Annotated in this window: 26 protein-coding genes and 1 tRNA gene; 10 read left to right on the plus strand and 17 right to left on the minus strand. The window is 58.5% G+C overall.

Features of this window, described 5'->3' with window-relative positions:
• The first annotated feature begins 11 nt into the window (after positions 1 to 11).
• Positions 12 to 716 (plus strand): response regulator, encoded by a 705-nt coding sequence (locus DBY66_RS15770; RefSeq protein WP_039382845.1) that lies wholly within the window; start codon positions 12 to 14, stop codon positions 714 to 716.
• On the plus strand, positions 713 to 1783 hold the full coding sequence (locus tag DBY66_RS15775; RefSeq protein WP_108570228.1) for an ATP-binding protein: 1071 nt from the start codon (positions 713 to 715) through the stop codon (positions 1781 to 1783). Before DBY66_RS15770 ends, DBY66_RS15775 begins: the two co-directional genes overlap by 4 nt.
• 102 nt (positions 1784 to 1885) lie before the next feature.
• On the opposite strand, the gene katG is transcribed toward DBY66_RS15775, so the two are convergent.
• The 10 genes from katG to hpxU all read right to left on the minus strand — a co-directional run bounded on the left by katG (position 1886) and on the right by hpxU (position 11428).
• Positions 1886 to 4087, minus strand: coding sequence for a catalase/peroxidase HPI (katG, locus tag DBY66_RS15780; protein WP_108570229.1), 2202 nt, complete (start codon positions 4085 to 4087; stop codon positions 1886 to 1888).
• Positions 4088 to 4232: 145 nt separating this feature from the next.
• Complete coding sequence (gene uraH, locus DBY66_RS15785) at positions 4233 to 4568, minus strand: hydroxyisourate hydrolase (RefSeq protein WP_071668481.1); 336 nt, start codon at positions 4566 to 4568, stop codon at positions 4233 to 4235.
• Positions 4565 to 5059 carry a 2-oxo-4-hydroxy-4-carboxy-5-ureidoimidazoline decarboxylase gene (gene uraD, locus DBY66_RS15790; RefSeq protein WP_108570230.1) on the minus strand — a complete coding sequence of 165 codons (495 nt, stop codon included), beginning with the start codon at positions 5057 to 5059 and terminating at the stop codon, positions 4565 to 4567. Before uraD ends, uraH begins: the two co-directional genes overlap by 4 nt.
• 10 nt (positions 5060 to 5069) lie before the next feature.
• Positions 5070 to 6320, minus strand: coding sequence for an allantoate amidohydrolase (hpxK, locus tag DBY66_RS15795; protein ID WP_039382838.1), 1251 nt, complete (start codon positions 6318 to 6320; stop codon positions 5070 to 5072).
• Positions 6317 to 7552: an alanine--glyoxylate aminotransferase family protein gene (locus DBY66_RS15800; RefSeq protein WP_094112069.1), complete on the minus strand. Its 1236-nt coding sequence runs from the start codon at positions 7550 to 7552 to the stop codon at positions 6317 to 6319. Before DBY66_RS15800 ends, hpxK begins: the two co-directional genes overlap by 4 nt.
• Before the next feature lie 23 nt (positions 7553 to 7575).
• Positions 7576 to 8307, minus strand: a complete 732-nt coding sequence (locus DBY66_RS15805; RefSeq protein WP_039382834.1) for an amino acid ABC transporter ATP-binding protein — start codon at positions 8305 to 8307, stop codon at positions 7576 to 7578.
• A complete protein-coding gene (locus DBY66_RS15810) occupies positions 8288 to 8944 on the minus strand; it encodes an amino acid ABC transporter permease (RefSeq protein WP_039382833.1) in 657 nt (218 codons plus the stop codon). The genes DBY66_RS15805 and DBY66_RS15810 overlap by 20 nt, the downstream gene beginning before the upstream one ends.
• Positions 8941 to 9606 carry an amino acid ABC transporter permease gene (locus DBY66_RS15815; RefSeq protein ID WP_039382832.1) on the minus strand — a complete coding sequence of 222 codons (666 nt, stop codon included), beginning with the start codon at positions 9604 to 9606 and terminating at the stop codon, positions 8941 to 8943. Before DBY66_RS15815 ends, DBY66_RS15810 begins: the two co-directional genes overlap by 4 nt.
• 3 nt (positions 9607 to 9609) lie before the next feature.
• Positions 9610 to 10395, minus strand: coding sequence for a transporter substrate-binding domain-containing protein (locus DBY66_RS15820; RefSeq protein WP_039382831.1), 786 nt, complete (start codon positions 10393 to 10395; stop codon positions 9610 to 9612).
• A gap of 193 nt (positions 10396 to 10588) precedes the next feature.
• Positions 10589 to 11428 (minus strand): MurR/RpiR family transcriptional regulator HpxU, encoded by an 840-nt coding sequence (gene hpxU, locus DBY66_RS15825; protein ID WP_039382830.1) that lies wholly within the window; start codon positions 11426 to 11428, stop codon positions 10589 to 10591.
• Positions 11429 to 11597: 169 nt separating this feature from the next.
• Here hpxU and DBY66_RS15830 point away from each other — a divergent pair, with 169 nt between their 5' ends.
• Genes DBY66_RS15830 through hpxZ form a run of 4 tightly spaced genes read left to right on the plus strand, consistent with a single transcriptional unit; the run spans position 11598 to position 15165 of the window.
• Positions 11598 to 13184, plus strand: coding sequence for a gamma-glutamyltransferase family protein (locus DBY66_RS15830; RefSeq protein ID WP_039385720.1), 1587 nt, complete (start codon positions 11598 to 11600; stop codon positions 13182 to 13184).
• Positions 13185 to 13196: 12 nt separating this feature from the next.
• The gene (gene hpxX, locus DBY66_RS15835) at positions 13197 to 13388 is read left to right on the plus strand and encodes an oxalurate catabolism protein HpxX (protein WP_039382827.1); all 192 of its coding nucleotides are present in this window, start codon (positions 13197 to 13199) and stop codon (positions 13386 to 13388) included.
• Positions 13379 to 14776, plus strand: a complete 1398-nt coding sequence (locus tag DBY66_RS15840) for an AtzE family amidohydrolase (protein ID WP_108570231.1) — start codon at positions 13379 to 13381, stop codon at positions 14774 to 14776. Before hpxX ends, DBY66_RS15840 begins: the two co-directional genes overlap by 10 nt.
• Positions 14777 to 14778: 2 nt before the next feature.
• Positions 14779 to 15165 (plus strand): oxalurate catabolism protein HpxZ, encoded by a 387-nt coding sequence (hpxZ, locus tag DBY66_RS15845; protein ID WP_108570232.1) that lies wholly within the window; start codon positions 14779 to 14781, stop codon positions 15163 to 15165.
• A gap of 35 nt (positions 15166 to 15200) precedes the next feature.
• Here hpxZ and puuE read toward each other — a convergent pair whose 3' ends face one another.
• Genes puuE through DBY66_RS15860 form a run of 3 tightly spaced genes read right to left on the minus strand, consistent with a single transcriptional unit; the run spans position 15201 to position 17640 of the window.
• Positions 15201 to 16154 (minus strand): allantoinase PuuE, encoded by a 954-nt coding sequence (gene puuE, locus DBY66_RS15850; protein ID WP_071668478.1) that lies wholly within the window; start codon positions 16152 to 16154, stop codon positions 15201 to 15203.
• Positions 16155 to 16189: 35 nt separating this feature from the next.
• Positions 16190 to 16921, minus strand: coding sequence for an allantoin racemase (gene hpxA, locus DBY66_RS15855; RefSeq protein WP_108570233.1), 732 nt, complete (start codon positions 16919 to 16921; stop codon positions 16190 to 16192).
• Entirely contained in the window at positions 16918 to 17640 is a 723-nt protein-coding gene (locus DBY66_RS15860; RefSeq protein ID WP_039382814.1) for a GntR family transcriptional regulator, read from the minus strand. The genes hpxA and DBY66_RS15860 overlap by 4 nt, the downstream gene beginning before the upstream one ends.
• Positions 17641 to 17786: 146 nt before the next feature.
• Between DBY66_RS15860 and DBY66_RS15865 the strand changes: the two genes are divergently transcribed.
• Entirely contained in the window at positions 17787 to 19280 is a 1494-nt protein-coding gene (locus DBY66_RS15865) for an NCS1 family nucleobase:cation symporter-1 (RefSeq protein WP_108570234.1), read from the plus strand.
• Between the two features lie 63 nt (positions 19281 to 19343).
• On the opposite strand, the gene DBY66_RS15870 is transcribed toward DBY66_RS15865, so the two are convergent.
• Together DBY66_RS15870 and dnaQ are read right to left on the minus strand one after the other, a co-directional pair.
• Positions 19344 to 19420 (minus strand) — tRNA-Asp (locus tag DBY66_RS15870).
• A gap of 133 nt (positions 19421 to 19553) precedes the next feature.
• Complete coding sequence (dnaQ, locus tag DBY66_RS15875; RefSeq protein ID WP_065650060.1) at positions 19554 to 20285, minus strand: DNA polymerase III subunit epsilon; 732 nt, start codon at positions 20283 to 20285, stop codon at positions 19554 to 19556.
• A gap of 53 nt (positions 20286 to 20338) precedes the next feature.
• Between dnaQ and rnhA the strand changes: the two genes are divergently transcribed.
• Entirely contained in the window at positions 20339 to 20806 is a 468-nt protein-coding gene (gene rnhA, locus DBY66_RS15880) for a ribonuclease HI (RefSeq protein ID WP_108570235.1), read from the plus strand.
• Here the strand turns inward: rnhA and DBY66_RS15885 are convergent.
• The gene (locus tag DBY66_RS15885) at positions 20791 to 21525 is read right to left on the minus strand and encodes a class I SAM-dependent methyltransferase (protein ID WP_094112074.1); all 735 of its coding nucleotides are present in this window, start codon (positions 21523 to 21525) and stop codon (positions 20791 to 20793) included. The genes rnhA and DBY66_RS15885 overlap by 16 nt on opposite strands.
• Before the next feature lie 39 nt (positions 21526 to 21564).
• Here DBY66_RS15885 and gloB point away from each other — a divergent pair, with 39 nt between their 5' ends.
• Entirely contained in the window at positions 21565 to 22320 is a 756-nt protein-coding gene (gloB, locus tag DBY66_RS15890) for a hydroxyacylglutathione hydrolase (RefSeq protein WP_108570236.1), read from the plus strand.
• Positions 22321 to 22391: 71 nt separating this feature from the next.
• On the plus strand, positions 22392 to 23771 hold the full coding sequence (mltD, locus tag DBY66_RS15895) for a murein transglycosylase D (protein WP_039382798.1): 1380 nt from the start codon (positions 22392 to 22394) through the stop codon (positions 23769 to 23771).
• Between the two features lie 102 nt (positions 23772 to 23873).
• Here the strand turns inward: mltD and DBY66_RS15900 are convergent, their stop codons facing one another.
• Positions 23874 to 24674: an endonuclease/exonuclease/phosphatase family protein gene (locus DBY66_RS15900; protein WP_071668473.1), complete on the minus strand. Its 801-nt coding sequence runs from the start codon at positions 24672 to 24674 to the stop codon at positions 23874 to 23876.
• Positions 24675 to 24898: the final 224 nt, after the last annotated feature.

The raw sequence follows: 24898 nt of genomic DNA on the forward strand, positions 1-24898 counted from the left end.
TCGGAGCATAAATGAATAGCGGCTTTTTAATTCTTGTTGCTGAAGATGATGATGAAATAGCAGATATATTAATGAGCTATTTGCAGCGAGCAGGCATGAGCAGCCTGCGGGCAGCCAATGGCGAGCAGGCCATCAGTCTGAGCCGGTTGAAAAAGCCCGACCTGATTTTGCTGGATATCAACCTTCCCCTGCTTGATGGCTGGAACGTCATGACCACGCTGCGTAAAGAGAGCAACGTGCCGGTTATTATGGTCACCGCTCTCGATCAGGATATCGATAAACTGATGGGGTTAAGGCTGGGGGCTGATGATTATGTCATCAAACCTTTCAACCCTTCCGAAGTCATTGCCCGGGTTGAGGCTGTCCTCAGACGAGCCGCGCGTAATGTGCCAGCTGAGGCAGCCAGGCCAATACGAACAGCTCATATCACTATTTATCCTGACGACTTTTATCTGGAAATTAAAGCCGGAGAGAGCGTCATAACGCCGGTACTCACCACAACCGAGTTTAAACTTTTGACCTATCTGGCAAAAAGTCCACGTAAAGTCTGTTCCCGTGAAGAGCTACTCAACGCCTGTCTGCCTGAGGGAGACACACTCGACAGAACGGTAGATAGCCATATGAGTAAACTGCGTAAAAAACTTGAGCATGCCGGTCTGATGGGTGTGCCGGAAAGTATCAGAGGGATGGGTTATCGTTTGGGAGAAAGTCAATGAGCCGGGAGCCTGTGCTCAGTCGCCAGATACTCACCTATATGCTGTCGCTGACTTTCATTATTGTTACTATATCAGTTGCAGGCTCATGGCTGTTTTATACCTTTATCACTGACTATATTCCTGGCGAAAATACAGCAGGTGCAGAAGAGTCTATGAACCTGTGGGACTGGATATGGGTTCTGGTTATGACGCTCTCCAGTCTGGTTATCTCACTGTTTTTTACGGTGAAACTCTCTTCGCGCATACTGACACCGCTGAATACGATTGCTTCCAGCCTGAAAAAGATATCTGCCGGTGATTTAGGCGCCCGGGCGCTCTGCACAACCTCAATGCTGGGCGAGATCAACAGCCTGGTAAAAGATTTTAATGAAATGGCGGAGAAGCTGCAGACGCTCGATGAGCAGAGAAATCTGTGGAATGCGGCCATCGCACACGAACTCAGGACACCGGTTACTATATTACGCGGCCGTTTACAGGGGCTGGTGGAGGGCGTTTTTGGCCCCGACCCGCTTCTGTTTGAAAAGCTGCTCAGACAAACCGAAGGCTTAAACAGACTGATTGAAGATTTACGCGTGGTCAGCTCTGCAGGCGGAGCTGGCTACCTGCTGGATCCGCATGAAACCGATTTGCAGCAGCTGATTACACATGCCATTGACGTATTTACGCCGGAATTTGAAAACAAAGGCTTTACGGTTATCACTGAACTCACTCCACAGCTCTGCGTCTGTGATGCTTTGCGCATGACACAGTGCCTGACCGTGCTGTTTGATAATGCGCTGCACTACTCCACATCACGCACCCTGGTGATAAAAAATGGTATGACAGAGAGAGAGAATTACATTCTTGTTCAGGATGAAGGCCCTGGTATTCCACCTGAATTTCAGCCACTGCTGTTTCAGCCTTTTCAGCGCGGGATAAGTGCCAGAGAGGCGAATCCAAAAGGATGTGGTCTGGGGCTCTCTGTCGTCCGGGCTATTATGCAGGCACACGGCGGCAATGCCACCTGCGTGGTAACGTCACAGCAGCATTCCATTTTCCGGCTTGCCTGGCCAGTTGGGCATACCTGATCTGCGCTACAGGCTGTTTTTCGGCACATAAAAAACCGGAAGCGCGTGGCTTCCGGTTCTGTTTTTACACGGGCGTATCAGGCGCGATGCAGCGCAGGATAATTACGCCAGATCGAAACGGTCCAGGTTCATCACTTTCGTCCAGGCGGCCACAAAGTCGTGGACAAATTTCTGCTTCGCATCGCTGCTGGCGTACACTTCCGCCAGCGCGCGCAGGATGGCGTTAGACCCGAACACCAGATCGGCGCGCGTGGCGTGATATTTCACTGCACCGCTTTCACGATCGCGTCCTTCAAACAGCTCCGCGCGTTCATCAGTGGCGCGCCATGCGGTGCGCATGTCGAGCAGATTGACAAAAAAGTCGTTGCTCAGCACGCCCGGGCGATCGGTAAACACGCCGTGCTGACTGCCGTCATAGTTGGTGCCGAGCACGCGCAGGCCGCCCAGCAGCGCCGTCAGCTCCGGCGCACTCAGCGTCAGCTGCTGCGCTTTATCCAGCAGCAGGGTCTCCGTTGAGGAACCGCTCTGCACGCGACGATAGTTACGGAAGCCATCGGCCAGCGGCTGAAGCACGTTAAACGACTCAATATCGGTCTGATCCTGACGCGCATCCACGCGGCCTGGCATAAACGGCACCTGTACCGCCACGCCAGCGGCGGCTGCCGCCTGCTCAATACCGACGCTGCCCGCCAGCACAAGGATATCCGCCAGCGAGAGCTTGCCGGACGCCTGCTGGATCTGCTGCAAGACCGGCAGCACATCGCTTACCACGCCGGCATTGACCGCCCAGCCGTTCTGCGGTGCCAGCGCCAGACGCGCACCGTTGGCCCCTCCGCGCTTATCGCCGCCACGGAACGTTGAAGCGGATGCCCAGGCCACGGAGACCAGCTGGCTGACGTTCAGGCCCGATGCGGCAATCTGCGCTTTAGCCTGCGCAATATCATCAGCGCCAGGCTGATGCACCGGCTGCGGTAACGGATCCTGCCACAGCAGATCTTCCTTCGGTACTTCCGGGCCGAGGTAGCGCGCTTTGGGTCCCATATCGCGGTGAGTCAGCTTGAACCAGGCGCGGGCGAACGCTTCATTAAACGCCTGCGGATCGTTCAGGAAGCGGCGCGAGATCTTCTCAAACTCCGGATCGAAACGCAGCGTCAGATCGGTCACCAGCATGGTGGGCTTGCGCTTTTTCTCCGGAGCAAACGGATCGGGGATGATCGCTTCTGCATCTACCGCTTCAAACTGAATCGCGCCCGCCGGGCTGTGCGTCTGCACCCACTCATATTTGAACAGGTTCTCAAAGAAGTAGTTGCTCCACTGGGTTGGCGTCTGCGTCCAGACCACTTCCAGACCAGAGGTGATGGCATCTGCGCCGGCGCCGCTGCCGTAGCTGTTGTGCCAGCCAAAGCCCTGCGCTTCAATCGGTGAGGCTTCAGGATCGACATCAAGGTGGCTGGCGGCCGCCGCCCCGTGCGTTTTACCCAGCGTATGCCCGCCTGCGATAAGCGCGACGATCTCTTCATCGTTCATGCCCATGTTGCCAAAGGTGGCGCGGATCGCCGGTGCTGCAGAACGCGGATCGCCGCTCGCTTCCGGGCCCTCAGGGTTCACATAGATCAGGCCCATTTCGGTGGCGCCCAGCGGGGCATTTGCGAGGCTCTCGGGATGACGGTGGGCCAGCCACTCTTTTTCATGGCCCCAGTCCACATCCATATCCGGCTCCCAGACATCCTCACGACCGGCACCAAAACCAAAGGTACGGAACCCGGCGTTCTCCAGGGAGACGTTACCCGCCAGAATGTAGAGATCGGCCCAGGAAATTTTCTGGCCATACTTCTGTTTTACCGGCCAGAGCAGGCGTCGTGCTTTATCAAGGCTGACGTTATCGGGCCAGGCGTTGAGCGGCGCAAAGCGCTGCTGTCCGCGTCCGGAGCCGCCGCGGCCATCAATGGTGCGGTAGGTGCCGGCGCTGTGCCACGCCATACGAATAAACAGGCCAATGTAGCTGCCCCAGTCGGCGGGCCACCAGGATTGTGAATCGGTCAGCAGCGCGCGGATATCCGCTTTTAGTGCCGCGTAGTCAAGCTGGCTGAACGCCTCGCGGTAGCTGAAATTTTCATCCAGCGGATTAGAGCGGCTGGAGTGCTGATTCAGCAGGTCGACCCGCAGCATATTAGGCCACCAGTCGCGGTTCGAGGTGCCGCTGCCGGCGCCGCGTGCAAGCACGCTCTTCTCTTCTGACGCTCCATGATGAAAAGGACATTTTCCGGACGCTGCAGCATTATCGTTATGGTCTGGCGTGCTCATTATTCGGCTCCATTGGCTTCACGTTTTGCGGTTAAGATAGCGGCACTCAGGAGCAGAATATATTTGGATGGACCGAAAGCTTTGATAGCTTTTGTCTTTCAAAAAGAGGTTTTGTGACAGGCTGCACAAAATGAAGCGCGGCCGTTCAGCTGCCGCGATAGGTGGACCAGGACCAGGGGGAGATCAGAAACGGCAGATGATAATGGCTGCCCGCCCGTCCGATCACAAAGTCTATCTGCGCGCTGACATAGAGCGCATCGCGCCCGTCAGCGGCAAAATAGTCGCCAATCTCTGCCGTCAGCCGGTAGTGCCCCGGCGCTAAGGGTTCCGGTGTTAAATCGCTGATACGCCCGTCGCGATCGGTTTCTCCTTCACTGACCGGAAACCACCCTTCCGGGCTGTTCTGCTCCAGCGAGACGGCAACGCCTGCGGCCGGTGTGCCGAGCGCGGTATCGAGAATATGCGTGGTGATGGTGCTCATATGATGCTCTCCTTAAGCCGTAACAGGGTAATTTCCCGCAGCTGCGCCAGCGTCTCCTGCTGTTCGCACGCCTTATTATTGTTAAGCCTGCGCTGCAACTCTGCCAGCATCTGCTCCGCGCTGCGTCCGCTGGCCCGGATCAGAAATACCCGGCCAAAGCGTGCTTCATAGGCCTGATTCCCTGCGCGCATCGCGAGCTGCAGGTCGCGGTCCGCCTGCTGCATCGCAGCCTGCTCCTGACGCGACAGCGTGGCCTCATGCGCCGTACCCTGGGCTGCTTCACCAATACGCGGATGGGCGCTGAGCGCCTGCTCCAGCTCCGCCTGTTGCCAGCGCTGCGCCAGCTGCTGCGCCCGCCCGGCCAGCGCACTCAGGGAGGCATAGGGCCGTGCGGCCACCAGCGCCTGCTGCCAGGCAGGAATGGCGACGCAGTGCGCGATCGCCTGACGGGCGTCAGCCTCATCCGCCTGATTAAACTCATTCAGCTTCATGCCCGCTCCCTTATGCCTGCGCCAGCGCGGTTACCGCCTGCAGATACGCCTGCACGCCCAGCGCCACGTCGTCCATTTTTACCGATTCCGCCGGATGATGGCTGATACCGCGATGGTTACGCACAAACAGCATGCCGACTGGCCAGCGCTCCGCCATGGCTATTGCATCATGGCCCGCCCCGCTCGGCAGTGCCAGCGTGCAGCCCTGAACGGTTTCAACCGCCGCGCCCAGCGCCTGCTGCAGCCGTTTATCGCACGGCGTCGCGGCAATGCGGTAATATTCGCTGGCGCTGAAGCTCACCCCGCGCCGCAGCGCAATCGCCTGCGCCTGCGTTAACAGCTGCGACAGGTGCCGCTCCAGCGGCTCATCCTGCGGGCCGCGAATATCCAGCGACAGCTGCACCTCTCCCGGAATGACATTCACTGCGCCAGGCTGACAGCTGAGCGTGCCGGTTGTCGCCACCAGCGGCGCCTGCGTCGCCTGTTCGATAAACAGCATCCACTCGGCGGCGGCGGCCAGCGCATCTTTACGCAGCAGCATCGGCACCGTGCCGGCGTGTCCCGCCTCGCCGCTAAAATGGCAGTTAAGGCGGCGCGCGCCGTTGATGGCGGTGACCACGCCCAGAGCTAAATCCGCCTCCTCCAGGCAGGGCCCCTGCTCGATATGCAGCTCCAGATAGGCGGCGATCTCGCTGACATGACGTGCTGCGAGACTTACCTGTGCGGCATCCAGCCCGGCATCCTGCATCGCGGCGGCGACCGTAATGCCGTTGCCGTCGGGATGAGTGATCCAGCTCTCCGGCCAGCTGCCAGTCAGGCCGCGGCTGCCCAGCAGCGTAATGCCGAAGCGGGTCCCCTCCTCATCCGCAAAACCCACTATCTCGACCGCCAGCGGCAGGCGCTGCCGGCGATCGTGCAGCCACTGCACGGTTTCAATTGCGCTCAGCACGCCCAGCATGCCGTCATAGCGTCCGGCGTTGCGCACGGTATCAAGATGGGAACCGAGCAGCAGCGCCGCTGCGCCCGGCTCGGCCGCCTCATAGCGGCCGCAGATATTGCCCACGGCATCCTGCCAGGTCCGCATGCCCGCCGCCTGCATCCACTCCGCCACGCAGGCGTTAGCGCGCAGGTGCTCCGGAGAGAGATAAACGCGCGTCAGGCTATCCTCCTCCTCGCTGATCTCCGCCAGCGCATCACAGCGCGCCATAATGCGCGCGGCGGCCGACTGCGCCTCTTCAGCGCTCATCTGGCGTGCACTCATGCTTCGCTCCCGTAGCGATCCCAGGCGGCCTGCAGCGCCGCGCCCTGCGGCGTACGAAAACCGCAGTGTTGCAGCACCGCTTCAAGCGCGCTCAGGGTCTGCATCACGCAATCTTTACGCGCGTTGTAGCCCATAGTGCCGATGCGCCACACTTTGCCGTGCAGCGGACCAAATGAGGTGCCGATCTCAATGCCAAAATCGTCCAGCATCAGTTTGCGCACCTGGTCACCGTTCACGCCCTGCGGAATGACAACGCCCAGCACGTTGTTCATCTTGTGCTGCAGATCGCCAAAGGTCTCCAGTCCCATGCCCTGGATGCCTTTCAGCAGCGCGTCACCATGCAGCTTGTGCCGGGCGATGCTGTTATCCAGCCCCTCCTGCAAAATGATGCGCGCGCATTCCCGGGCACCAAACAGTGCGCTGGTCGCTTCCGTATGGTGATTAAGCCGCTCCGGCCCCCAGTAATCCATGATCATGCCGAGATCGAAATAGTTGGAGTAGATCATCTCATCATCACCATCCTGATGCGCCGCCGTGCGGATCCCCTCCTCCACGCATTTACGCTTGCGGATGATCTCCTCCATCTGCGGGCTCAGGGTGACGGGAGAGGTGCCGGAGGGACCGCCCAGGCATTTCTGCATGCCGGCAGAGACCGCATCCAGCCCCCAGGCATCAGTTTCCAGCGCGTTACCCGCCAGAGAGGCGGTGGCATCGGTATAGAACAGTACGCCATACCGGCGACAGATAGCGCCCAGCTCCGCCAGCGGCTGCAGCATAGTGGTTGACGTGTCGCCCTGCACCGTCAGCAGCAGGCGCGGCTTAACCCGTTTGATCGCATCCTCAATCTGATCCGGCGAGAACACTTCGCCCCAGGGCACTTCAATCGTATGCACTTCCGCCCGGCAGCGCCGCGCAATCTCGCACAGCAGATGGCCAAAACGGCCAAACACCGGTACCAGTACCCGATCGCCGGGACGGATAGCAGAAAGCAGAATCGCCTCGATGCCGGCGCGAGAGGTGCCGTCAATCAGCAGCGTCCAGCGATTTTCGGTGCGAAAAATGCCGCGATAGAGCGCCATGACTTCATTCATGTAGTGCGTCATCGCCGGATCGTACTGCCCGAGCAGCTGGCTCGACATGGCGCGCAGCACGCGCGGGTCGGCGTTAATCGGCCCTGGCCCCATCAGCAGACGCTGCGGCGGATTGATCTGAGAGAACTGATGAATGTCCATAGTGAATTCCTTAATGGCCCCGCTCAGAGGCGTACGGTCGAGATAAACTGTTTCAGTTCGGCGGTCTGCGGCTGCGCAAACAGCGTTTTACTGCTGCCCTGCTCCCACACCCGACCCTGATGCATAAATACCACCCGGTCGCCCACGTCGCGGGCAAAATTCATTTCATGCGTCACGAGGATCAGCGTCATCCCCTCCGCCGCCAGCTGCTCCAGCACCTTCAGTACCTCGCCCACCAGCTCCGGATCGAGCGCGGAGGTGATCTCATCGCAGAGCAGCACTTTTGGCTGCATCGCCAGCGCCCGGGCAATCGCCACACGCTGCTGCTGGCCGCCGGAGAGGCTGGCCGGGTAGTAGTCCAGTCGCTCACCCAGCCCCACTTTTTCCAGCATTTTTGTTGCCAGCTGCCGGCACTCCGCCGCGCTTTTTTTCAGCACGCGGCGCGGTGCCAGCATCACATTCTCCAGCGCGGTCATGTGCGGAAAAAGATTGAAATTCTGGAACACCATACCGACCGAGCGGCTGATTTCACGCGCCTGAGATTCACGATGCGTAATGGTCATGCCGCCCAGCTTAATGCTGCCCTCCTGGTAGCCCTCCAGCCCGTTCATACAGCGCAGCAGCGTGCTTTTACCGGAGCCGCTGCGGCCGATAATCGAGATCACTTCGCCATTATCGATATCCAGATCAACCCCTTTCAGGACATGATTTTCGCCGTAGTATTTCTGAACCTGATTAATGGTGATGAGCGGCATGGAATTTTTTCTCCAGGTACTGGCTGTAGCGCGACAGCGGATAACACATCAGGAAGTAGCCAAGCGCCACGAGGCCAAACACCTTAAACGGCTGATACGTGACGTTGTTTAAAATAGTGCCGGCTTTCGTCAGCTCGATAAAACCGATAATTGAGGCCAGCGCGGTGCCTTTGATCACCTGCACCGCAAAGCCCACCGTCGGCGCAATGCCGATGCGGATCGCCTGCGGTGCCACGACGCGGCAGAGCGTCTGGCCGAAGTTCAGGCCGAGGCAGCGTGACGCCTCCCACTGACCTTTTGGCAGCGCGCGTATGCTGCCGTACCAGATATCGAGCAGAAAGGCGCTGGTATAAAAGGTCAGCGCCAGCGAGGCGGCGGTCCACGGCGCCACGTCCACGCCAAACAGCCCGACGCCAAAAAACGCGAGAAACAGCTGCATCAGCAGCGGCGTGCCCTGAAACAGCGCGGTATAGCCCTGAATCAGCCGCGTCAGCCACGTCTTTTTCAGCAGGCGCAGCAGCAGCAGCGGCAGCGTCACCAGCGTGCCGCCGGCGAAGGCCACCAGCGACAGCAGCAGCGTCCAGCGTGCGGCCAGCAGCAGATTGCGCAGAATGTCCCAGTCGGTAAAGGTTGTCATGCCGGCTCTACTCCAAACCATTTACGCCCCAGCGCCAGCAGCAGCTGACGCATCGCAACTGACAACGCCAGATAGAGCAGCGTGGTCACCAGGTAGACTTCAAAACTCAAAAATGTGCGGGACTGAATCAGATTGGCCGCAAAGGTCAGCTCCTCATAAGAGACCTGCGACACCACCGATGAGCCGAGCATAACGATGATGCACTGACTGACCAGGGCCGGATAGATGCGCTGCAGCGAAGGTGGCAGCACCACGCGCAGAAAGGTCTGCGCGCGGCTTAAACCCAGCACGCGCCCCGCTTCCCACTGTCCTTTCGGCGTGACCTGAATGCCGGCGCGGATAATCTCTGTGCTGTAAGCGCCGAGATTGATCAGCATCGCCAGCAGCGCAGCTTCTCCGGCGGTAAGTTTTACCCCCAGGTTGGGCAGGCCAAACACGATAAAAAACAGCTGTACGACAAACGGCGTATTGCGGATCAGCTCCACATAGACGCCCCAGAGGCGGCTGGCCCAGCCTGGCCTGCCGCTGCGCAGCGCTGCGCCGAGGATGCCGAGGCTGACGCCACCGAGCGTAGCCACCACCGTAAGCTGCACAGTGACCCATAGCCCGGCCAGCAGTTCCGGCCAGTAAGGCCAGAGTTCAGCGAAATTTAGCTGCGCCATGACTCAGGCACCGAGCGAAGCGGGCAGCGGCGCTTTCAGCCACTCTTCTGAGAGCTTATTCAGCGTACCGTCCTTTATACCCTGTTCGATCAGCGTATCGACCTCTGCTTTCAGCGCCGGCTCATTCTTCTTCAGACCGATAAAGCAGGGAGAATCTTTCAGCATAAACTGCGCCACCGGCGCTTTTGCCGCGTTCTGCCGGGTAATGGCCGCCACCACCAGATTACCGGTTGCCACATACTGCACCTGACCGGAGAGATAAGCCGAAAGCGTGGTGTTGTTATCTTCGTAACGCTTGACCTGCGCATCTTTCGGCGCGGCCGCGCTCAGCACCATATCCTCAACCGCGCCACGCGTAACGCCGATCGTTTTGCCGCTCAGTGCAGCGGCATCCTTCAGCGTCTCACCTTTCGGCCCGAACACGCCGAGGAAAAAGGGCGCATAGGCGCGGCTGAAGGCGATGACCTTTTCCCGCTCCGCATTTTTACCCATGCTGGAGATCACCAGATCGACTTTGTCCGTCTGCAGATAAGGTACGCGGTTGGCACTGGAGACCGGCACCAGCTGCAACTTCAGTTTCATCTGCTTTGCCAGATAGCGCGCCATGTCGATGTCATATCCCTGCGGCTGCAGATCGGTGCCCACTGATCCAAACGGCGGGAAATCCTGCGGCACTGCGATGCGGATCACGCCGCGCTTTTGAATATCCTGTAGCTGATCCGCCTGCGCGCTGCCTGCCTGAGCCAGTAAAAGCGCCGCACCCGCTACCGCCAGTAAAACCTTTTTCATTATGCACCCCGGTGTGTTGAACGTGAAACAAAAGATTCTTACAGGCATTGACTGCAACTAATGTGCCAATCAAAGCGACAGAAAAAAACCGGTAACAAACCGGCATAAAAGGGGTCAGCAGCAGGAAAAATCGGGTACTGGCGTACCCTGCTTCAGAGATTCAAAACGGTGCAACGCACCATTTCAGTGCCCGCTATCGGTGTTCCAGCTCATCCAGATGCTGATAGAGATCGGCTATCTGATGAATACGCTGCCGCCCCTGCGACAGGGTTTCATGCAGCAGCGCGTTTGCCAGTAAATTGACCAGGCTCATGGCTGAAGCGTAACTGTCAAAGGCAGACACGCTGTCAAGCGGTGCACAAAGCTGCCAGCGTGCCACGCCCTGAATCCCCTGCGCCTGCGGCTCCGAGAGCGCCAGCAGCGGGATATCACGCTGCTGCAGCTGCTGCATCAGCGGACGCAGCAGGCGCGGACGTCGCCGGAACGCCATCACCACCACCATATCGTCCGGGGTAATATCCACCAGCTCTTCGCCCAGCGTCTGGCCCGGCTGCGGCAGCAGTACCACGTGGGCACGCGCCTGCAGCAGCTGCTGCCGCAGGTGCAGCGCAACCGGATACGCGTTGCGCATACCGATGATAAAGACGCGTTTTGCGCTGCCCAGTGCGGCGATGACGTCGCTTAACTGCTGGCTGTCGATACGGTTGATCCACTGCGTGAGGTTTGCCATCTCCTGCTTATAGTGGCGCGCCAGCAGCGTGTTGCCCTGCACCGCATCGCGGTTGTCGGTGAGCGGCATTCCGCTCTGCCGCAGGGTGCGCAGCTCATCGCGCATATCTTTATATTTTTCATAGCCAAGGCGCCGGAACAGCCGGCTCACCGTTGCTTTGGAGACGCCGCTTAGCCGCGCCAGTTCAGCACTGTTGTAGCTGATCAGGTCATCAAAATGGTCAAACACAAAGTCAGCAATGCGCTGCTCCTGAGGCGACAGCTGCGCGTACTGGCTGCGCAGACGTTCATCGAGTTGTTTCATGCGTTGTCCTGTAACTTTCGTTTCACCCTGCTCTAGCATAAATCGATCCAGCACCCACCGACAGAAAAAGTGGAACAGCTCTTGCTTATGTTTACGTCAGGGAATGCCGCCGCAGCGGGTTTGGCAGCTGTGTCGGATGGAGATGAGCAGAAATCAGCCGGGAACAATTATGATTCAGAGCAACATGGCCCCGCAGGGCATGGTCGTCACCCCCCATCATCTGGCGAGTGAAAGCGCCCTTGCCGTACTGCGCGACGGCGGCAGCGCACTCGAAGCGATGGTCGCCGCCGCCGCAACCATTGCGGTGGTCTATCCGCATATGAACGGGCTGGGCGGCGACGGCTTCTGGCTGGTGGTGCCGCCTGAAGGGGAACCCGTTGCGATTGATGCCAGTGGCGCCGCCGGCTCGCTGGCGACAATGAGTTTTTATCAGGGTCGGCAGACGATCCCGCATCGCGGGCCGGAAGCGGCGCTGACCGTCGCCGGCACCGTCAGCGGCTGGCAGGAGGCGCTGACCCTGTCACAGGAGCTGGGCCATGCGCCGCTGCCGCCACACCGTCTGCTGCGCGATGCTATCCGTTACGCTGCCGACGGCATACCGGTTACCGCCTCGCAGGCGGCCGCTACCGCCGCAAAAGCGCCTGAGCTGCAGCATCAGCCCGGCTTTGCCGCCACGTTTATGCCGGACGGCGGACCGCCACAGCCGGGCAGCCGCTTTACCCAGCCTGCGCTGGCGGCCACGCTCAGCCAGCTGAGTGAAGAGGGGCTGGAGAGCTTTTACCGCGGCCGGCTGGCGCGGTCGCTGGCAGATGACATGCACGCGCTGGGGATGCCGGTCACGCTGAACGATCTGCAGCAGCATCGCGCCCGGCGCTGCACCCCGCTCCACCTCGCACACAGCGAAGGCGATATCTGGAACATGACGCCGCCGACGCAGGGGCTGGTGTCGCTGGCGATTCTGGGTATTACCGATCGTCTGGATATGGCGCAGGCTGATGAAGCTCAGACGCTGCACCGGATTGTGGAGGCGACCAAGCAGGCGTTCAGCCTGCGCGATCGGCATATCACCGATCCGCGCCATAGCGATACCGACGTGCAGGCGCTGCTCAGTGCCGATCATCTTGCCAGCCTTGCGACCAATATTGATGACCATCGCGCCGCGCCGTGGGGAACCGGACGCGGTCCGGGCGATACCGTCTGGATGGGCGCCATCGACAGCAGCGGGCTGGCAGTCTCTTTTATTCAGAGCATCTACCACGAATTTGGCAGCGGCGTGGTGCTGCCAGGCAGCGGCATCACCTGGCAGAATCGCGGCGCGGCGTTCAGCCTGCAGCCCGATCATCTGCTGGCGCTGCTGCCGGGCAAGCAGCCGTTTCACACGCTTAACCCTGCTGCCGCCCGCCTGAAAGATGGCCGGGTCATGGTGTATGGATCGATGGGCGGAGATGGTCAGCCGCAGACGCAGGCGGCCATTTTTACCCGTCACGTCATTCAGGGTATGCCGCTGCAGCAGGCGGTCAGTGCGCCACGCTGGCTGCTGGGGCGCACCTGGGGCGAGGCCTCTGACTCACTCAAACTGGAAGCGCGCGTAGCGCCGGAAACGGTGGGTCGGCTGCGTCTGCTGGGTCATCAGGTTGAGCTGCTCTCTGACTTCAGTGAAGTGGTAGGCCATGCGGGCGCCGTAGTGCGCCACACCAGCGGCATGCTGGAAGGCGCTTTCGATCCGCGCAGCAACGGCAGCGCAGCCGGTTTTTAACAGGAGAGACTCATGACCGAATCCGCAGAGTGGGCGAACTATGTCGCTCAGATGGAGCAGATCCTCGCACTGGATCTGGATGACGCACGTCGTGCTGAGCTGCAGCTGCAGCTCAGCCGGATTGCGGCTATAGCCGCGCCGCTGATGGCGCTGCCGCTGGACGATCGCCTGGAAGTGGCCGGGGTATTCCAGCCATGCGCCTGACATCATTATCGATCGCAGCGCTGCAGCGTGCGCTGCAGCAGGGTGAAATCGGGGCCGCTGAGATTGCCCGCCATACGCTGGCGGCGATTGAGCAGCATAACCCGGCGCTCAACGCCTGGACGGCGATCACCGGGCAGCGCATGCTGCGCGAGGCTGAAGAGCTTGACCGGCAGCGCCTGCGCGGTGAAACGCTGCCACCGCTGGCGGGTATTCCGTATGCGGTAAAAAATCTGTTTGATGTAGCCGGCCATACCACGCTGGCGGGTGCCAGCCTGTTTAGCACGCGGGCGGCGGCGCGTGCAGACGCCTGGGCGGTCAGCCGGATGCGTGAATCGGGCGCGCTACTCTCCGGTATGCTGAACATGGATGCCTACGCTTACGGCTTTACCACCGAAAACAGTCACTATGGCGCCACCTGCAACCCGCGAGATATCACGCGCATCGCCGGTGGATCATCCGGCGGCTCAGCCGCCGCGGTAGCGGCCGGACTGGTGCACTTTTCGCTCGGCAGCGATACCAACGGCTCGATTCGCGTACCGGCGTCGCTGTGCGGCATCTTCGGCCTTAAGCCCACCTTTGGCCGCCTGTCGCGCAGCGGTACGCAGCCGTTTGTCGCCAGCCTCGATCATATCGGCCCGTTTGCCCGCTCGGTTGAGGATCTCAGCCTGGTTTATGATGCGCTGCAGGGCCGCGACGCAGAGGATGCGTTTCAGCTGACGCGGCCGCCGGAGTTGGTCAGCGCCCGCCTGCAGGCGGGCAGCGACGGGCTGCGCTGCGCGACGCTGGGCGGTTTTTTTACCACCTGGTGCAATGATGAGGCGCGCGCGGCGGTAGCGGTAGCCGCCAGCGCGCTCGGCGCGGCAGAAGAAGTGACGCTGCCCCAGGCCGAACTGGCGCGCGCGGCCGCGTTTATCATGACCGCGGCGGAAGGCGGCAATCACTATCTGCCCGCTCTGCGCACCCAGCCAGAACGCTTTGAGCCGAATTCACGCGAACGCCTGCTGGCCGGCGCGATGCTGCCCGCCGCGTGGTATGTGCAGGCCCAGCGTTTCCGGCGTCACTTCCAGCAACAGGTGCTGCCGCTGTTCGACCATTATGACGTGCTGATCGCCCCCGCCACGCCCTGTACCGCCACCACCATCGGCCAGGAAACCATTCACATCAACGGTCAGGATTTGCCGACACGCGCCAGCATGGGCATGCTGACGCAGCCGATTTCGTTCGCTGGCCTGCCGGTATGTAGCGTACCGCTGCTCACCGCCAGCGGCTTACCGATTGGCGTACAGCTGATTGCCGCGCCGTTTAACGAACAGCTGGCGCTGCGCGCCGCCTGGGCGCTGCAGCAGCAGGGCCTGACTTACGATCAACCTACTTTAATGGATATCTGATAATGACGACGGACAGGATAAACGATCCGGATACCGTTGCCGCCATAAGCGCTGCATTTTATCGCTACGAGCAGGCGCTGGTGAGCAATGATGTCGCGGTGCTGGACGAACTGTTCTGGCACGACGCGCGTACCGTCCGGCTGGGTGCCGGAGAGAATCTGTACGGGATTGAGGAGATTCGCGCCTTTCGCGCGGCACGACCGTCAAAAGGGCTCGATCGCACGCTGCGCAATACGGTGATCACCACGTTTGGCGATGACTATGCGGTGTGCAGCACCGAATTCACCCGCGAGGGAACGGCGCGTATCGGACGGCAGCAGCAGACGTGGGTGCGGCTGCCGCAGGGGTGGCGCATTGTGGCTGCGCAGGTCAGCCTGATGAGTGAGTAAGCGCGTCAGCCCTCACCCCTGCGGTGAGGGCATTATCAGGGCGCGGGATGTACCGTCATCCAGTGATCGGCAATCTGCTGGCGGGTGCAGATCCACACCTTTTCATGCTGCTGAATGTGATCAAGAAAAAGCTGCAGCGCGCGGAATTTTCCCGGCCGCCCCAGCAGGCGGCAGTGCATGCCGACCGACATCATTTTCGGGGCGCGCTCTCCTTCTTCATACAGCACATCAAAGGTATCACGCAGGTAGGTGAAGAAGTGTTCGGCGGTGTTGAAGCCCTGCGCCGTGGCGAAGCGCATGTCGTTGCACTCCAGCGTATAGGGGATGATCAGATGCGGTTTGACGGTGCCATCCTGACGTGTGACCTGGGTCCAGAACGGCAGATCGTCACCGTAATAGTCGCTGTCGTAGCTGAAGCCGCCCTGCTCTGCGACCAGCCGGCGAGTGTTCGGACTGTCCCGCCCGGTATACCAGCCCGTCGGCGCTTTGCCAAACAGTTCGGTCAGCACGTCGACCGCCTGCTGCATATGCTGCCGTTCGGTTTTCGCATCCATTCCCTGGTAGTGGATCCAGCGCCAGCCGTGGCTGACCACGTCATAATCCGCCGCTTTAATCGCGGCGACAATTTCCGGGTGCCGCGCCAGCGCCATCGCCACGCCAAACACCGTCAGCGGCAGACCACGCTTCTGAAACTCATGATGAATGCGCCAGAAACCGGCACGCGACCCATACTCATACAGGGAATCCATCGACATGTGGCGATCGGCGTAGCTGGCTGCGCCAATGATATCGGACAGAAACTGCTCCGAACCGGCATCGCCATGCAGCACGTTGTTTTCTGCGCCCTCTTCATAATTGAGTACGAACTGTACCGCCACCCGGGCGTTATCGGGCCACTGCGCATGCGGCGGCTGGCCACCATAGCCGATCAGATCGCGCGGATAATTTTTGTTGAAGCTGTACTCTTTCTTTTCAGATGCGTCATTCATTCAGTCAGTTCCTGTTGTCACACCTCAGCCAGACCTTAGTTTAGGTGCTGAAAGGCGCCGCTGAGGGGTTTTTGCAGCGGATAAGCGAGATCGCCATGCTTGCTGGTGCCCAGGCCAAGCGCCACCAGCGCCTCTATCATTTTTACCGCCGCGCTGACGCCATCGATCACCGGCATATCCAGTTCGCGGGTCAGATCCTGCGCCAGCGACGCCATGCCGCCGCAGCCCAGCACAATCGCGCCGCTGTTATCTTCACGTTTTGCCTGAATGCAGCGCGCCCGGACTTTCTCCTGCGCCACGCCGCTGACATCCTCCAGCGCCAGTACCGGCAGATCGATGGCGTGCAGCGCCGCACAGTGGTGCGTAAAACCATACTGCTGCAGCAGATGGCGGGCGATCACCAGCGTACGCGGCAGCGTGGTGACGATGGTAAAGCGCGTCGCCACCAGCGTGGCGGTATGCATTGCCGCTTCGGCAATACCGATTACCGGGCCGCTGGCCAGCTCGCGCGCCGCCAGCAAGCCGGGATCGCCAAAGCAGGCGATCACATGGCCGCTGACGCCCTGCGCTTCGCCACGCTTAATCTGCTCCAGTACGCCGATCGCGGCTATCGCCTCATCAAAGTGTCCCTCTATGGAGGGTACGCCCTGCTGCGGACAGACCGCCAGAATGTCCGTGCCCGGTGCCGCCACGGCGCGCGCGGCCGCACCAATAGTTTCAGTCATTGCCAGGCTGGTATTGGGGTTGATCACCTGTATCAGGCTCATGATAGGGCTCCTTTATGACCGGCAAATAACCGGCTGAAATCGGGCAGCGTTTCACCGCTGCGCTCAAAGTGCAGGCTGGAGAGAATGTGGTCGAAGTGGTGCGTCAGCGCCTCAGTCAGCGCAGGCAGCGCCCGCTGGCGCAGCAGATCGACCAGCCTGTCGTGATGATCGCAGCGGCAGCCGTGCTGCCAGGGCGTGCCCCAGGCGGCAATCACCAGCGATGAGCGCTGGGTCAGGCGCGTGATGATATCGGTCAGCACCTGATTGCCGGATATCGCCTGCAGCTGGATATGAAACGCGGCTGAAAGACGAATGGCAGCCGCGCCGTCATTCTGCTGATGCGCCTGCTGCTCCTGCGTGATAATCGCCTCCAGCGCCGCGAGGTGTGGCGACTGCAGATGCGTCAGTACAGCGGGCAGGTTGGCGCACTCCAGCATGCTGCGCGTGGCAAAGATATCGCGTGATTCCGCCACATCGGGCGTGCTGACCTGTGCACCACGTCCGGGCGACAGCGTGATCATCTGCACCGCCGCGAGGCGCTGCAGCACTTTACGAATGCCGGTACGGCTGACGCCAAACACCTCTGCCAGCGCCTCTTCAGGCAGCTTGCTGCCCGGCGGAAGCTGGTGCTCAACGATGGCACTAAGCAATGCCTGAAAGATCGCTTCATCTTTTTCAAACGTCACAGCGCGCGGCTTCACTGCGGATTCATGATTCATTACCTGCTCCGGAAAATAGCTGACTGCCAGATATCGTATACACTCCTTTCATTTTTTGTATACAACAAATCACTTCTGGCCTGGATCCTGCAATAGCTCTTTAAACGGTGAATATTTTCCCCATCATGGTGAGAGGAGCAGGTTTCATGCCAATTCATACTGAAGTGACGCCAGCGCAGGCTGATGCCCGCGCGGCCTATAGTCCACGCCTGTGTAATGAGGATCTGGCTCCGACGCGCCAGCAGAACTGGACGTGGTACAACATCTTTTCTTTCTGGATGTCCGATGTGCATAGCATGGGCGGGTATGTGGTTGCCGCCAGCTTTTTTACGCTGGGGCTGGCAAGCTGGCAGGTATTGCTGTGTCTGCTGGCCGGGATCGGTATCGTGCAGCTCTGTGCGAATCTGGTGGCAAAACCCAGCCAGATGGCGGGCGTGCCCTATGCGGTGATCTGCCGCCAGGCATTTGGCGTATTCGGCGCCAATATTCCGGCTGTGATCCGCGGACTGATCGCGTTTGCCTGGTACGGTATTCAGACCTATCTGGCGGCGAATGCCCTGATGCTGGTTCTGCTGAAGTTCTTCCCGGCGCTTAATAGCATGACGCAAAGCAGCTGGCTGGGGCTGTCGCTGCTCGGCTGGTGCTGCTTTGGCATCATGTGGCTGCTGCAGGCGATGGTGTTCTGGCACGGCATGAACGCCATTAAGCGCTTTATCGACGTGGCGGGTCCGGCAGTCTATGTCGTGATGGTCGCGCTGGCGGGCTGGATTGTATACAAAACTGGTCTGGCGGGTATCTCTTTTACGCTGGCCAGCAAATCACTGAGTGTCGGCGAACAGACCTGGCAGATGATCACTGCAACCGCCCTGGTCGTCTCCTACTTTTCCGGTCCTCTGCTTAATTTCGGCGACTTTTCGCGTTACGGCAAAAACATGAGTGAAGTTCGCCGCGGCAACCGCTGGGGATTACCGTTTAACTTCCTGCTGTTCTCCGTGGTTACGGTAGTGATTGTCTCCGGCACCCAGTCGCTGTTTGGCAGAATGATCACCGATCCGATTGAGACGGTAAGTATGGTAGGCAACGACCTGGCCGTCGCTATCGGCCTGCTGACCATGATCACCGCCACCATTGGTATCAATATCGTGGCGAATTTTGTGTCACCCGCCTTCGATTTCTCTAACTGCTCCCCGCAGAAGATCAGTTTCCGCACCGGTGGCATGATCGCCGCGGTGGGTTCCGTGCTGCTGACGCCGTGGAATCTGTTTCAGTCACCTGAACTGATCCACTATACGCTGGATGTGCTGGGCTCGTTTGTGGGCCCGCTGTTCGGCATTCTGATTGCGGATTTTTATCTGATTAAAGGCGGCAGCGTAAGCGTTGATGACCTGTTTAACGCCACGCCGCAGGGACGTTACTGGTACCGCAACGGCTTTAATCCCAAAGCGATCGCGGCGCTGCTGCCGGCGGTCGGGATCTGCCTGACGATAAGTTTTATTCCGGCGCTGCATGCGGTAGCTAACTTCAGCTGGTTTATCGGTGTGGCGCTGGGGGCAGGCTGCTATCGCTGGCTGGCGCGGGCAGAACGGGTCGTACCGGTCTCGTATCGTCCGGAAGCGACGCTGCAAAAAGAGGGTGTATAGTGCTGGCTGAATAGCAGACAGCAAAAAGCCGATTCATTTCTGAATCGGCTTTTTTAAATAGATTGGCGGAACGGACGGGGCTCGAACCCGCGACCCCCTGCGTGACAGGCAGGTATTCTAACCAACTGAACTACCGCTCCGCGCTTTGTTCCCCGTCGGGAACGAGGCGCATATTAATGGCAGCCCCCTCCCCCGTCAACGCTTTTTATATCAAAATGACACGTTTGCCGCTTTTTTCAGCTCGCCGCTGTTTTTAGCAGCAAAATCAGTGCATCAGACGCGCCACAGACAGCTGCCACCTTTTTTTGTGACCAGATCGAGGCGGCTTTCGTGCGCCATGACTTCTTCATCACTGGCATTAATCACGCGCAGGCCTGAACCGGGGCGGCTGATACGCTGAATATGCTCCCCTTCAGCCTGATTACGCTGGTCGCCCTCCATGGAAAATGCCAGCGACGTCTGGCCGCCGGTCATGGTCAGGAAGACTTCCGCCAGAATTTCGGCATCCAGCAGTGCGCCATGCAGCGTACGTTTGCTGTTGTCGATTTCATAACGGTTGCACAACGCATCCAGGCTATTACGCTTGCCCGGAAACATTTTGCGCGCCATCGCCAGGCTGTCGGTGATTTTGCAAAAGCTTTCAGTTTTGCCGATATCACGCTGCAGCATGCCAAACTCATAGTCCATAAAGCCGATATCAAACGAGGCGTTATGGATCACCAGCTCAGCTCCGCGAATATAGTCGAGAAACTCATCGGCTATCTGCGCAAAGGTGGGCTTGTCGGCCAGAAACTCATCGGCGATGCCGTGAACACCAAACGCTTCCGGGTCCACCAGCCGGTCGGGCCTGAGATACATATGGAAGTTGTTGCCGGTCAGGCGACGGTTGATGACTTCAACCGCACCGATCTCAATGATGCGATGCCCCTCATAATGAACCCCGATCATGTTCATGCCGGTGGTTTCAGTATCGAGGACAATCTGGCGGTTATTTGCAGTGATCATAGGGCTCGTTTTGTGTCAGACTTGGCGTTTTTTCAGAGGGAAGTCTACCAGAGATGCGCAAACAGGTAGAAATTTTCACCGACGGTTCCTGCCTTGGTAATCCGGGACCGGGCGGCTATGGGGCTATTGTACGCTATCGCGAGCATGAAAAGTTATTCAGCGCGGGCTATCGCCTGACCACCAACAACCGTATGGAGCTGATGGCGGCCATTGTCGCCTTAGAGGCGCTGACGCAGCCGTGCGACGTGGTCATCAGCACAGACAGCCAGTATGTCCGCCAGGGCATTACCAGCTGGATCCACAACTGGAAAAAGCGTGGCTGGAAAACCGCTGATAAAAAAGCGGTTAAGAATACTGACCTGTGGCAGCGTCTGGATACGGCGCTCAGCACCCATACCATTCAATGGGAGTGGGTGAAGGGGCATGCCGGCCATCCGGAGAATGAGCGCTGCGATGAACTGGCGCGCAGCGCTGCCGGTAATCCGGCACTGGAAGACATTGGCTATCAGGTTGCATCCTGATCCTGCGTTTCGCGAAACTGACGCGTAGCGTTTACTACCGGACGCAGCTGCGCACTGCTGCGCGCCGTTTTCATTTTAGCTGGCGTAAGCGGGAACGTGCGCTTGCGGGCCACCACGATGTTCAGACACCCCAGAGCGGGCAGATGCGCACTGATCATCCTGCCCCCCTGTCGATGCCACGGCACCACCTGAAAACGCGTGCGGTACACCACTTCATAATTCAGCAGGCTCAGCCAGTCCAGCAGACGCACCTGGCTGAACATTCTGCTGTTCCAGGGCGCTCGCCGGCTCAGACCCGGAATCGCTTTGCTAATCCCCAGCAGGCTGAAAGGATTGAAGCCGCTGATAATCAGCCAGCCATCATCAATCAGCACCCTGTCCACTTCGCGTAACACGCGGTGCGGATCCTGCTCCCATGCCAGCGTGTGCGCCAGCAGGCAGGCATCGATTGATTTAGACTCAAACGGCAGCTGAGCAACGCTGGCGAGCACCTGCAGTGCGTCGCCCTCACTGCCAACATTGACCTGATGAGATATGGCACACTGGCTGGTATTGATTTCTGCGCTCAGGCTGCCAATTTTTAGCATATGGAAGCCATAAAGCCTCGCCAGCCAGGGCTGTAGCTGCTGGGTTAACGCATCGCGAAAGTACTCTCCCCAGGGCATATCATTCCAGGTGCGCGGCGCGGTCAGGATCTGGCGTGTTTTCGCTGGCTTCATGCTCTACCATCTTCCTTTAAGACAACCAGAGAGGTGTTTATGAATCTTACCAGTATTCCCGCATTAACGGATAACTACATCTGGACGCTGACCGATGACGCCGGCAGCTGCCTGATTGTTGACCCCGGTGAAGCCCGGCCGCTGATTGAAAAAATTGAAGCCAATCGCTGGACGCCGGTGGCTGTTCTGCTGACACATCATCATCAGGACCATACCGGCGGGGTTGCTGAACTGCTGCAGCGTTATCCTCAGCTTGAGGTATATGGCCCTCAGGAAACGGCGGCTAAAGGCGCGCAGCATATTGTTCATGAGGGCGAGACCGTTACGCTGCTCGGCCTGCCTTTTCAGGTCATCGCCACGCCGGGCCACACTTTAGGACATATCTCATATTACAGCGCACCTTATCTTTTCTGCGGCGATACGATGTTCTCAGGCGGCTGCGGACGACTTTTTGAAGGTTCAGCAGAACAAATGTTCCATTCCTTTCAAAAACTTAATCAACTTCACGCCGATACGCTTATCTGCTGCGCACATGAATATACTTTATCTAACATGAAGTTTGCTGCTGCAATTTTACCCCATGATCCGAAAATTCTGGCCAGATATCAGGAAATTAAGGATTTACGGGCAGAAAATCGCACTACTTTACCGACAAAACTGGCGCTGGAACGTGAGATAAATTTATTTTTACGCACACAAGATGCTGATTTACAAAAAGCTTTAGCAATTAATGTGGAATCCGCCCCGTTATGGCAGACTTTTGCTGAATTGCGTAATAAGAAAGACCAATTTTAATTTTTTGGGTTGTGTTGTGCCGGTACGTCACGTATAGTTGCTCGTCTTTTAAGCGAACTACTGACACACACATGAAGGCTAAAGCGATATTATTACTCGCCTCAGTCTTGCTGGTCGGATGTCAGGCATCACGGAATGACGCCAATATCCCCGCTCAGCATGCACAGAGCCTGTCTTCAGCTGGTCAAGGTGAAAATGGAAAGTACGGAAATCGCTTGTTGTCGCCGCGCTGGCAAGATGATGGAACCAGCCTCGCAGAAGACACCGATCTCTGGAATCTCATTAGTGACGAGTTGAAGATGGGGATCCCGGAAAATGCCCGGATCCGCGAACAGAAAACAAAGTTTTTAAAAAATAAGAGCTATCTCCACGATGTAACATTACGGGCAGAGCCGTACATGTACTGGATTGTCGAGCAGATACAGAAACGTAAAATGCCGATGGAACTGGTACTGCTACCCATAGTGGAGAGCGCTTTTGACCCTCACGCAACCTCTTCCGCCAATGCCGCAGGCATCTGGCAGATTGTTGCGCAAACGGGCAAAAATTATGGTCTGAAACAGAACCGCTGGTATGACGGACGCCGTGATGTGGTGGCCTCAACCAAAGTAGCACTGGATATGATGCAGCGTTTGAATCGCATGTTTGATGGCGACTGGCTACTGACGGTGGCAGCCTATAACAGCGGCGAAGGACGCGTGTTGAAAGCGATGAAGCAGAATAAGGCACGGGGTAAGCCGACTGACTTCTGGCATTTATCACTGCCGCGCGAAACAACCATCTATGTCCCGAAAATGCTGGCTTTAAGCGAACTGCTCAAGAACAACAAGCGTTACGGCATTAAACTGCCAGCCCCTAATGAAAGCCGCGCGCTGGCGCGTGTGGAAGTGGGACAGCAGATGCAGTTAACTCAGGCTGCAGAAATGGCGGGTATGTCGCTCAGTAAACTGAAGACATTTAACGCCGGGTACAAAAACGGCACGACTGCGCCAAACGGTCCGCACTATATTATGGTGCCTAAGTCCAACGTGGCACAGCTGCGCAACTCTCTGGCCTCCGGAGATATTGCCTCCGTGCAGCCTGTTGAACTGGCTAAAGCCAGCGCAGCCGGTAACAGCTACAAAGTACGTAAAGGCGACACGCTATCCGGTATCGCCAGTAAGCTGGGTGTCAGCATGAGCTCGCTAAAACAGCAGAACAATCTGCGCAGTGCGGCAGTGCGTATCGGCCAGACCCTGACGGTTAGCGGTACGACAGCAGCATCGCAGTTGGCAGATAACGGCAACAGCATCACCTACCGCGTTCGTAAGGGTGATTCTTTTGCCAGTATTGCAAAACGTCACGGCGTTAACACGCAGGACGTAATGCGCTGGAACAGCGACGCGAAGGATATACAGCCGGGTGATAAGCTCACTCTGTTTGTTAAGAATAGCGCAACGCCAGATACCTGATGCACTGAAAAGGCTGACATTTGTCAGCCTTTTTTCTTTATCGGCATAGCATCATCTATAGCAGTGCCGGCCAGAGCGTCTCGTCGTTACAGGCGGGTGCGTTTAGCGCGCAACAGTGACGGGGTTAAACTCTACCAGCAGCGGATTATGATCGGAGGCACGGGTGACCAGCACCGCTGCTTCACTCACTTTCATATCCCGGTAAAAGACAAAGTCGAGCGGCCGGCCAAACGCTTTACGCCGGTGATCGTCTGTAAACGCCACTTCCCGCAGAGACATGGCGCGGGCAAAGCGATAGAGCGCGTTCATCCGCTGACGACTCCATGCATTAAAGTCCCCTGCCATTATCACCGGGCCACGGTGATGCCGGATCTGCTCTCCTATAGGCCCCAGCTGCTTACTGTATACGTCCACACCCAGACTGAAATTAACCGCATGGATATTCACTACCATCAGCATATCGCCGGTTGGCAGAGGGTATGCAGTGACCAGCGCGGATTTTGCCAGCCTTAGCAGCGGCTCGCGCTCGCGCAACGGGCAGCAGTAGACCGGATGCGCCGATGCGAGCGTCATCACCCCTGACGGGTGCTGAGGCAGCACAAAAGCGGGCACCTGATCGGCTGCGAGATAATTGCTGGTAGCAAACTGGATCAGTTCAGGCGTGGTTTGCGCCTCCTGCAGGAGGACCAGATGGGCATCACGACCGAATCCCTGCAACACCGACATCCAGTCAGCGCGCTGCTGCTTGAAGATGTTCCATACCAGCACCCGCAGGGTGGGATCGGCCGGCAGCGGCTCCCCTGGCGGCAGACCCTGACCCAGATGCAGCATCGCACCCGGCGGAAAAATTCGCTCCGCTGGCTGGCCTGCTATATAGCGCATTGCATAGGTTTTCTTTCGCACTTTACCGCCTGGCTGATAACAACAAAAAGTTCACACTGACTGTTATAGGGATTTTAGCGCGGGGTTTCAATTCGTGGTATCGAATGTCGGAATTCACCTCACGACAAAGCTTCACAATGCCGGAGGGAAAAAGAGAATATGAAAAAGCCCTGACTTTAACAGTCAGGGCTTCTCAATATAGTGGCGGAACGGACGGGGCTCGAACCCGCGACCCCCTGCGTGAC

This window comes from Pantoea sp. RIT413 (assembly GCF_003057675.2).
Classification (GTDB): domain Bacteria; phylum Pseudomonadota; class Gammaproteobacteria; order Enterobacterales; family Enterobacteriaceae; genus Pantoea; species Pantoea eucrina.

What these genes read in the sequence shown, in the direction of transcription:
- DBY66_RS15775 (WP_108570228.1), top strand. Translation starts at nt 713, where the DNA reads ATGAGCCGGGAGCCTGTGCTCAGTCGCCAGATACTCACCTATATGCTG.
- DBY66_RS15840 (WP_108570231.1), top strand. Translation starts at nt 13,379, where the DNA reads ATGCGCCTGACATCATTATCGATCGCAGCGCTGCAGCGTGCGCTGCAG.
- puuE (WP_071668478.1), bottom strand. Translation starts at nt 16,154, where the DNA reads ATGAATGACGCATCTGAAAAGAAAGAGTACAGCTTCAACAAAAATTAT.
- hpxU (WP_039382830.1), bottom strand. Translation starts at nt 11,428, where the DNA reads ATGAAACAACTCGATGAACGTCTGCGCAGCCAGTACGCGCAGCTGTCG.
- DBY66_RS15830 (WP_039385720.1), top strand. Translation starts at nt 11,598, where the DNA reads ATGATTCAGAGCAACATGGCCCCGCAGGGCATGGTCGTCACCCCCCAT.
- DBY66_RS15805 (WP_039382834.1), bottom strand. Translation starts at nt 8,307, where the DNA reads ATGCCGCTCATCACCATTAATCAGGTTCAGAAATACTACGGCGAAAAT.
- hpxK (WP_039382838.1), bottom strand. Translation starts at nt 6,320, where the DNA reads ATGAGTGCACGCCAGATGAGCGCTGAAGAGGCGCAGTCGGCCGCCGCG.
- uraH (WP_071668481.1), bottom strand. Translation starts at nt 4,568, where the DNA reads ATGAGCACCATCACCACGCATATTCTCGATACCGCGCTCGGCACACCG.
- uraD (WP_108570230.1), bottom strand. Translation starts at nt 5,059, where the DNA reads ATGAAGCTGAATGAGTTTAATCAGGCGGATGAGGCTGACGCCCGTCAG.
- gloB (WP_108570236.1), top strand. Translation starts at nt 21,565, where the DNA reads ATGAATCTTACCAGTATTCCCGCATTAACGGATAACTACATCTGGACG.
- hpxA (WP_108570233.1), bottom strand. Translation starts at nt 16,921, where the DNA reads ATGAGCCTGATACAGGTGATCAACCCCAATACCAGCCTGGCAATGACT.
- DBY66_RS15885 (WP_094112074.1), bottom strand. Translation starts at nt 21,525, where the DNA reads ATGAAGCCAGCGAAAACACGCCAGATCCTGACCGCGCCGCGCACCTGG.
- DBY66_RS15810 (WP_039382833.1), bottom strand. Translation starts at nt 8,944, where the DNA reads ATGACAACCTTTACCGACTGGGACATTCTGCGCAATCTGCTGCTGGCC.
- DBY66_RS15770 (WP_039382845.1), top strand. Translation starts at nt 12, where the DNA reads ATGAATAGCGGCTTTTTAATTCTTGTTGCTGAAGATGATGATGAAATA.
- mltD (WP_039382798.1), top strand. Translation starts at nt 22,392, where the DNA reads ATGAAGGCTAAAGCGATATTATTACTCGCCTCAGTCTTGCTGGTCGGA.
- DBY66_RS15860 (WP_039382814.1), bottom strand. Translation starts at nt 17,640, where the DNA reads ATGAATCATGAATCCGCAGTGAAGCCGCGCGCTGTGACGTTTGAAAAA.
- DBY66_RS15820 (WP_039382831.1), bottom strand. Translation starts at nt 10,395, where the DNA reads ATGAAAAAGGTTTTACTGGCGGTAGCGGGTGCGGCGCTTTTACTGGCT.
- DBY66_RS15800 (WP_094112069.1), bottom strand. Translation starts at nt 7,552, where the DNA reads ATGGACATTCATCAGTTCTCTCAGATCAATCCGCCGCAGCGTCTGCTG.
- rnhA (WP_108570235.1), top strand. Translation starts at nt 20,339, where the DNA reads ATGCGCAAACAGGTAGAAATTTTCACCGACGGTTCCTGCCTTGGTAAT.
- hpxZ (WP_108570232.1), top strand. Translation starts at nt 14,779, where the DNA reads ATGACGACGGACAGGATAAACGATCCGGATACCGTTGCCGCCATAAGC.
- katG (WP_108570229.1), bottom strand. Translation starts at nt 4,087, where the DNA reads ATGAGCACGCCAGACCATAACGATAATGCTGCAGCGTCCGGAAAATGT.
- dnaQ (WP_065650060.1), bottom strand. Translation starts at nt 20,285, where the DNA reads ATGATCACTGCAAATAACCGCCAGATTGTCCTCGATACTGAAACCACC.
- DBY66_RS15815 (WP_039382832.1), bottom strand. Translation starts at nt 9,606, where the DNA reads ATGGCGCAGCTAAATTTCGCTGAACTCTGGCCTTACTGGCCGGAACTG.
- hpxX (WP_039382827.1), top strand. Translation starts at nt 13,197, where the DNA reads ATGACCGAATCCGCAGAGTGGGCGAACTATGTCGCTCAGATGGAGCAG.
- DBY66_RS15865 (WP_108570234.1), top strand. Translation starts at nt 17,787, where the DNA reads ATGCCAATTCATACTGAAGTGACGCCAGCGCAGGCTGATGCCCGCGCG.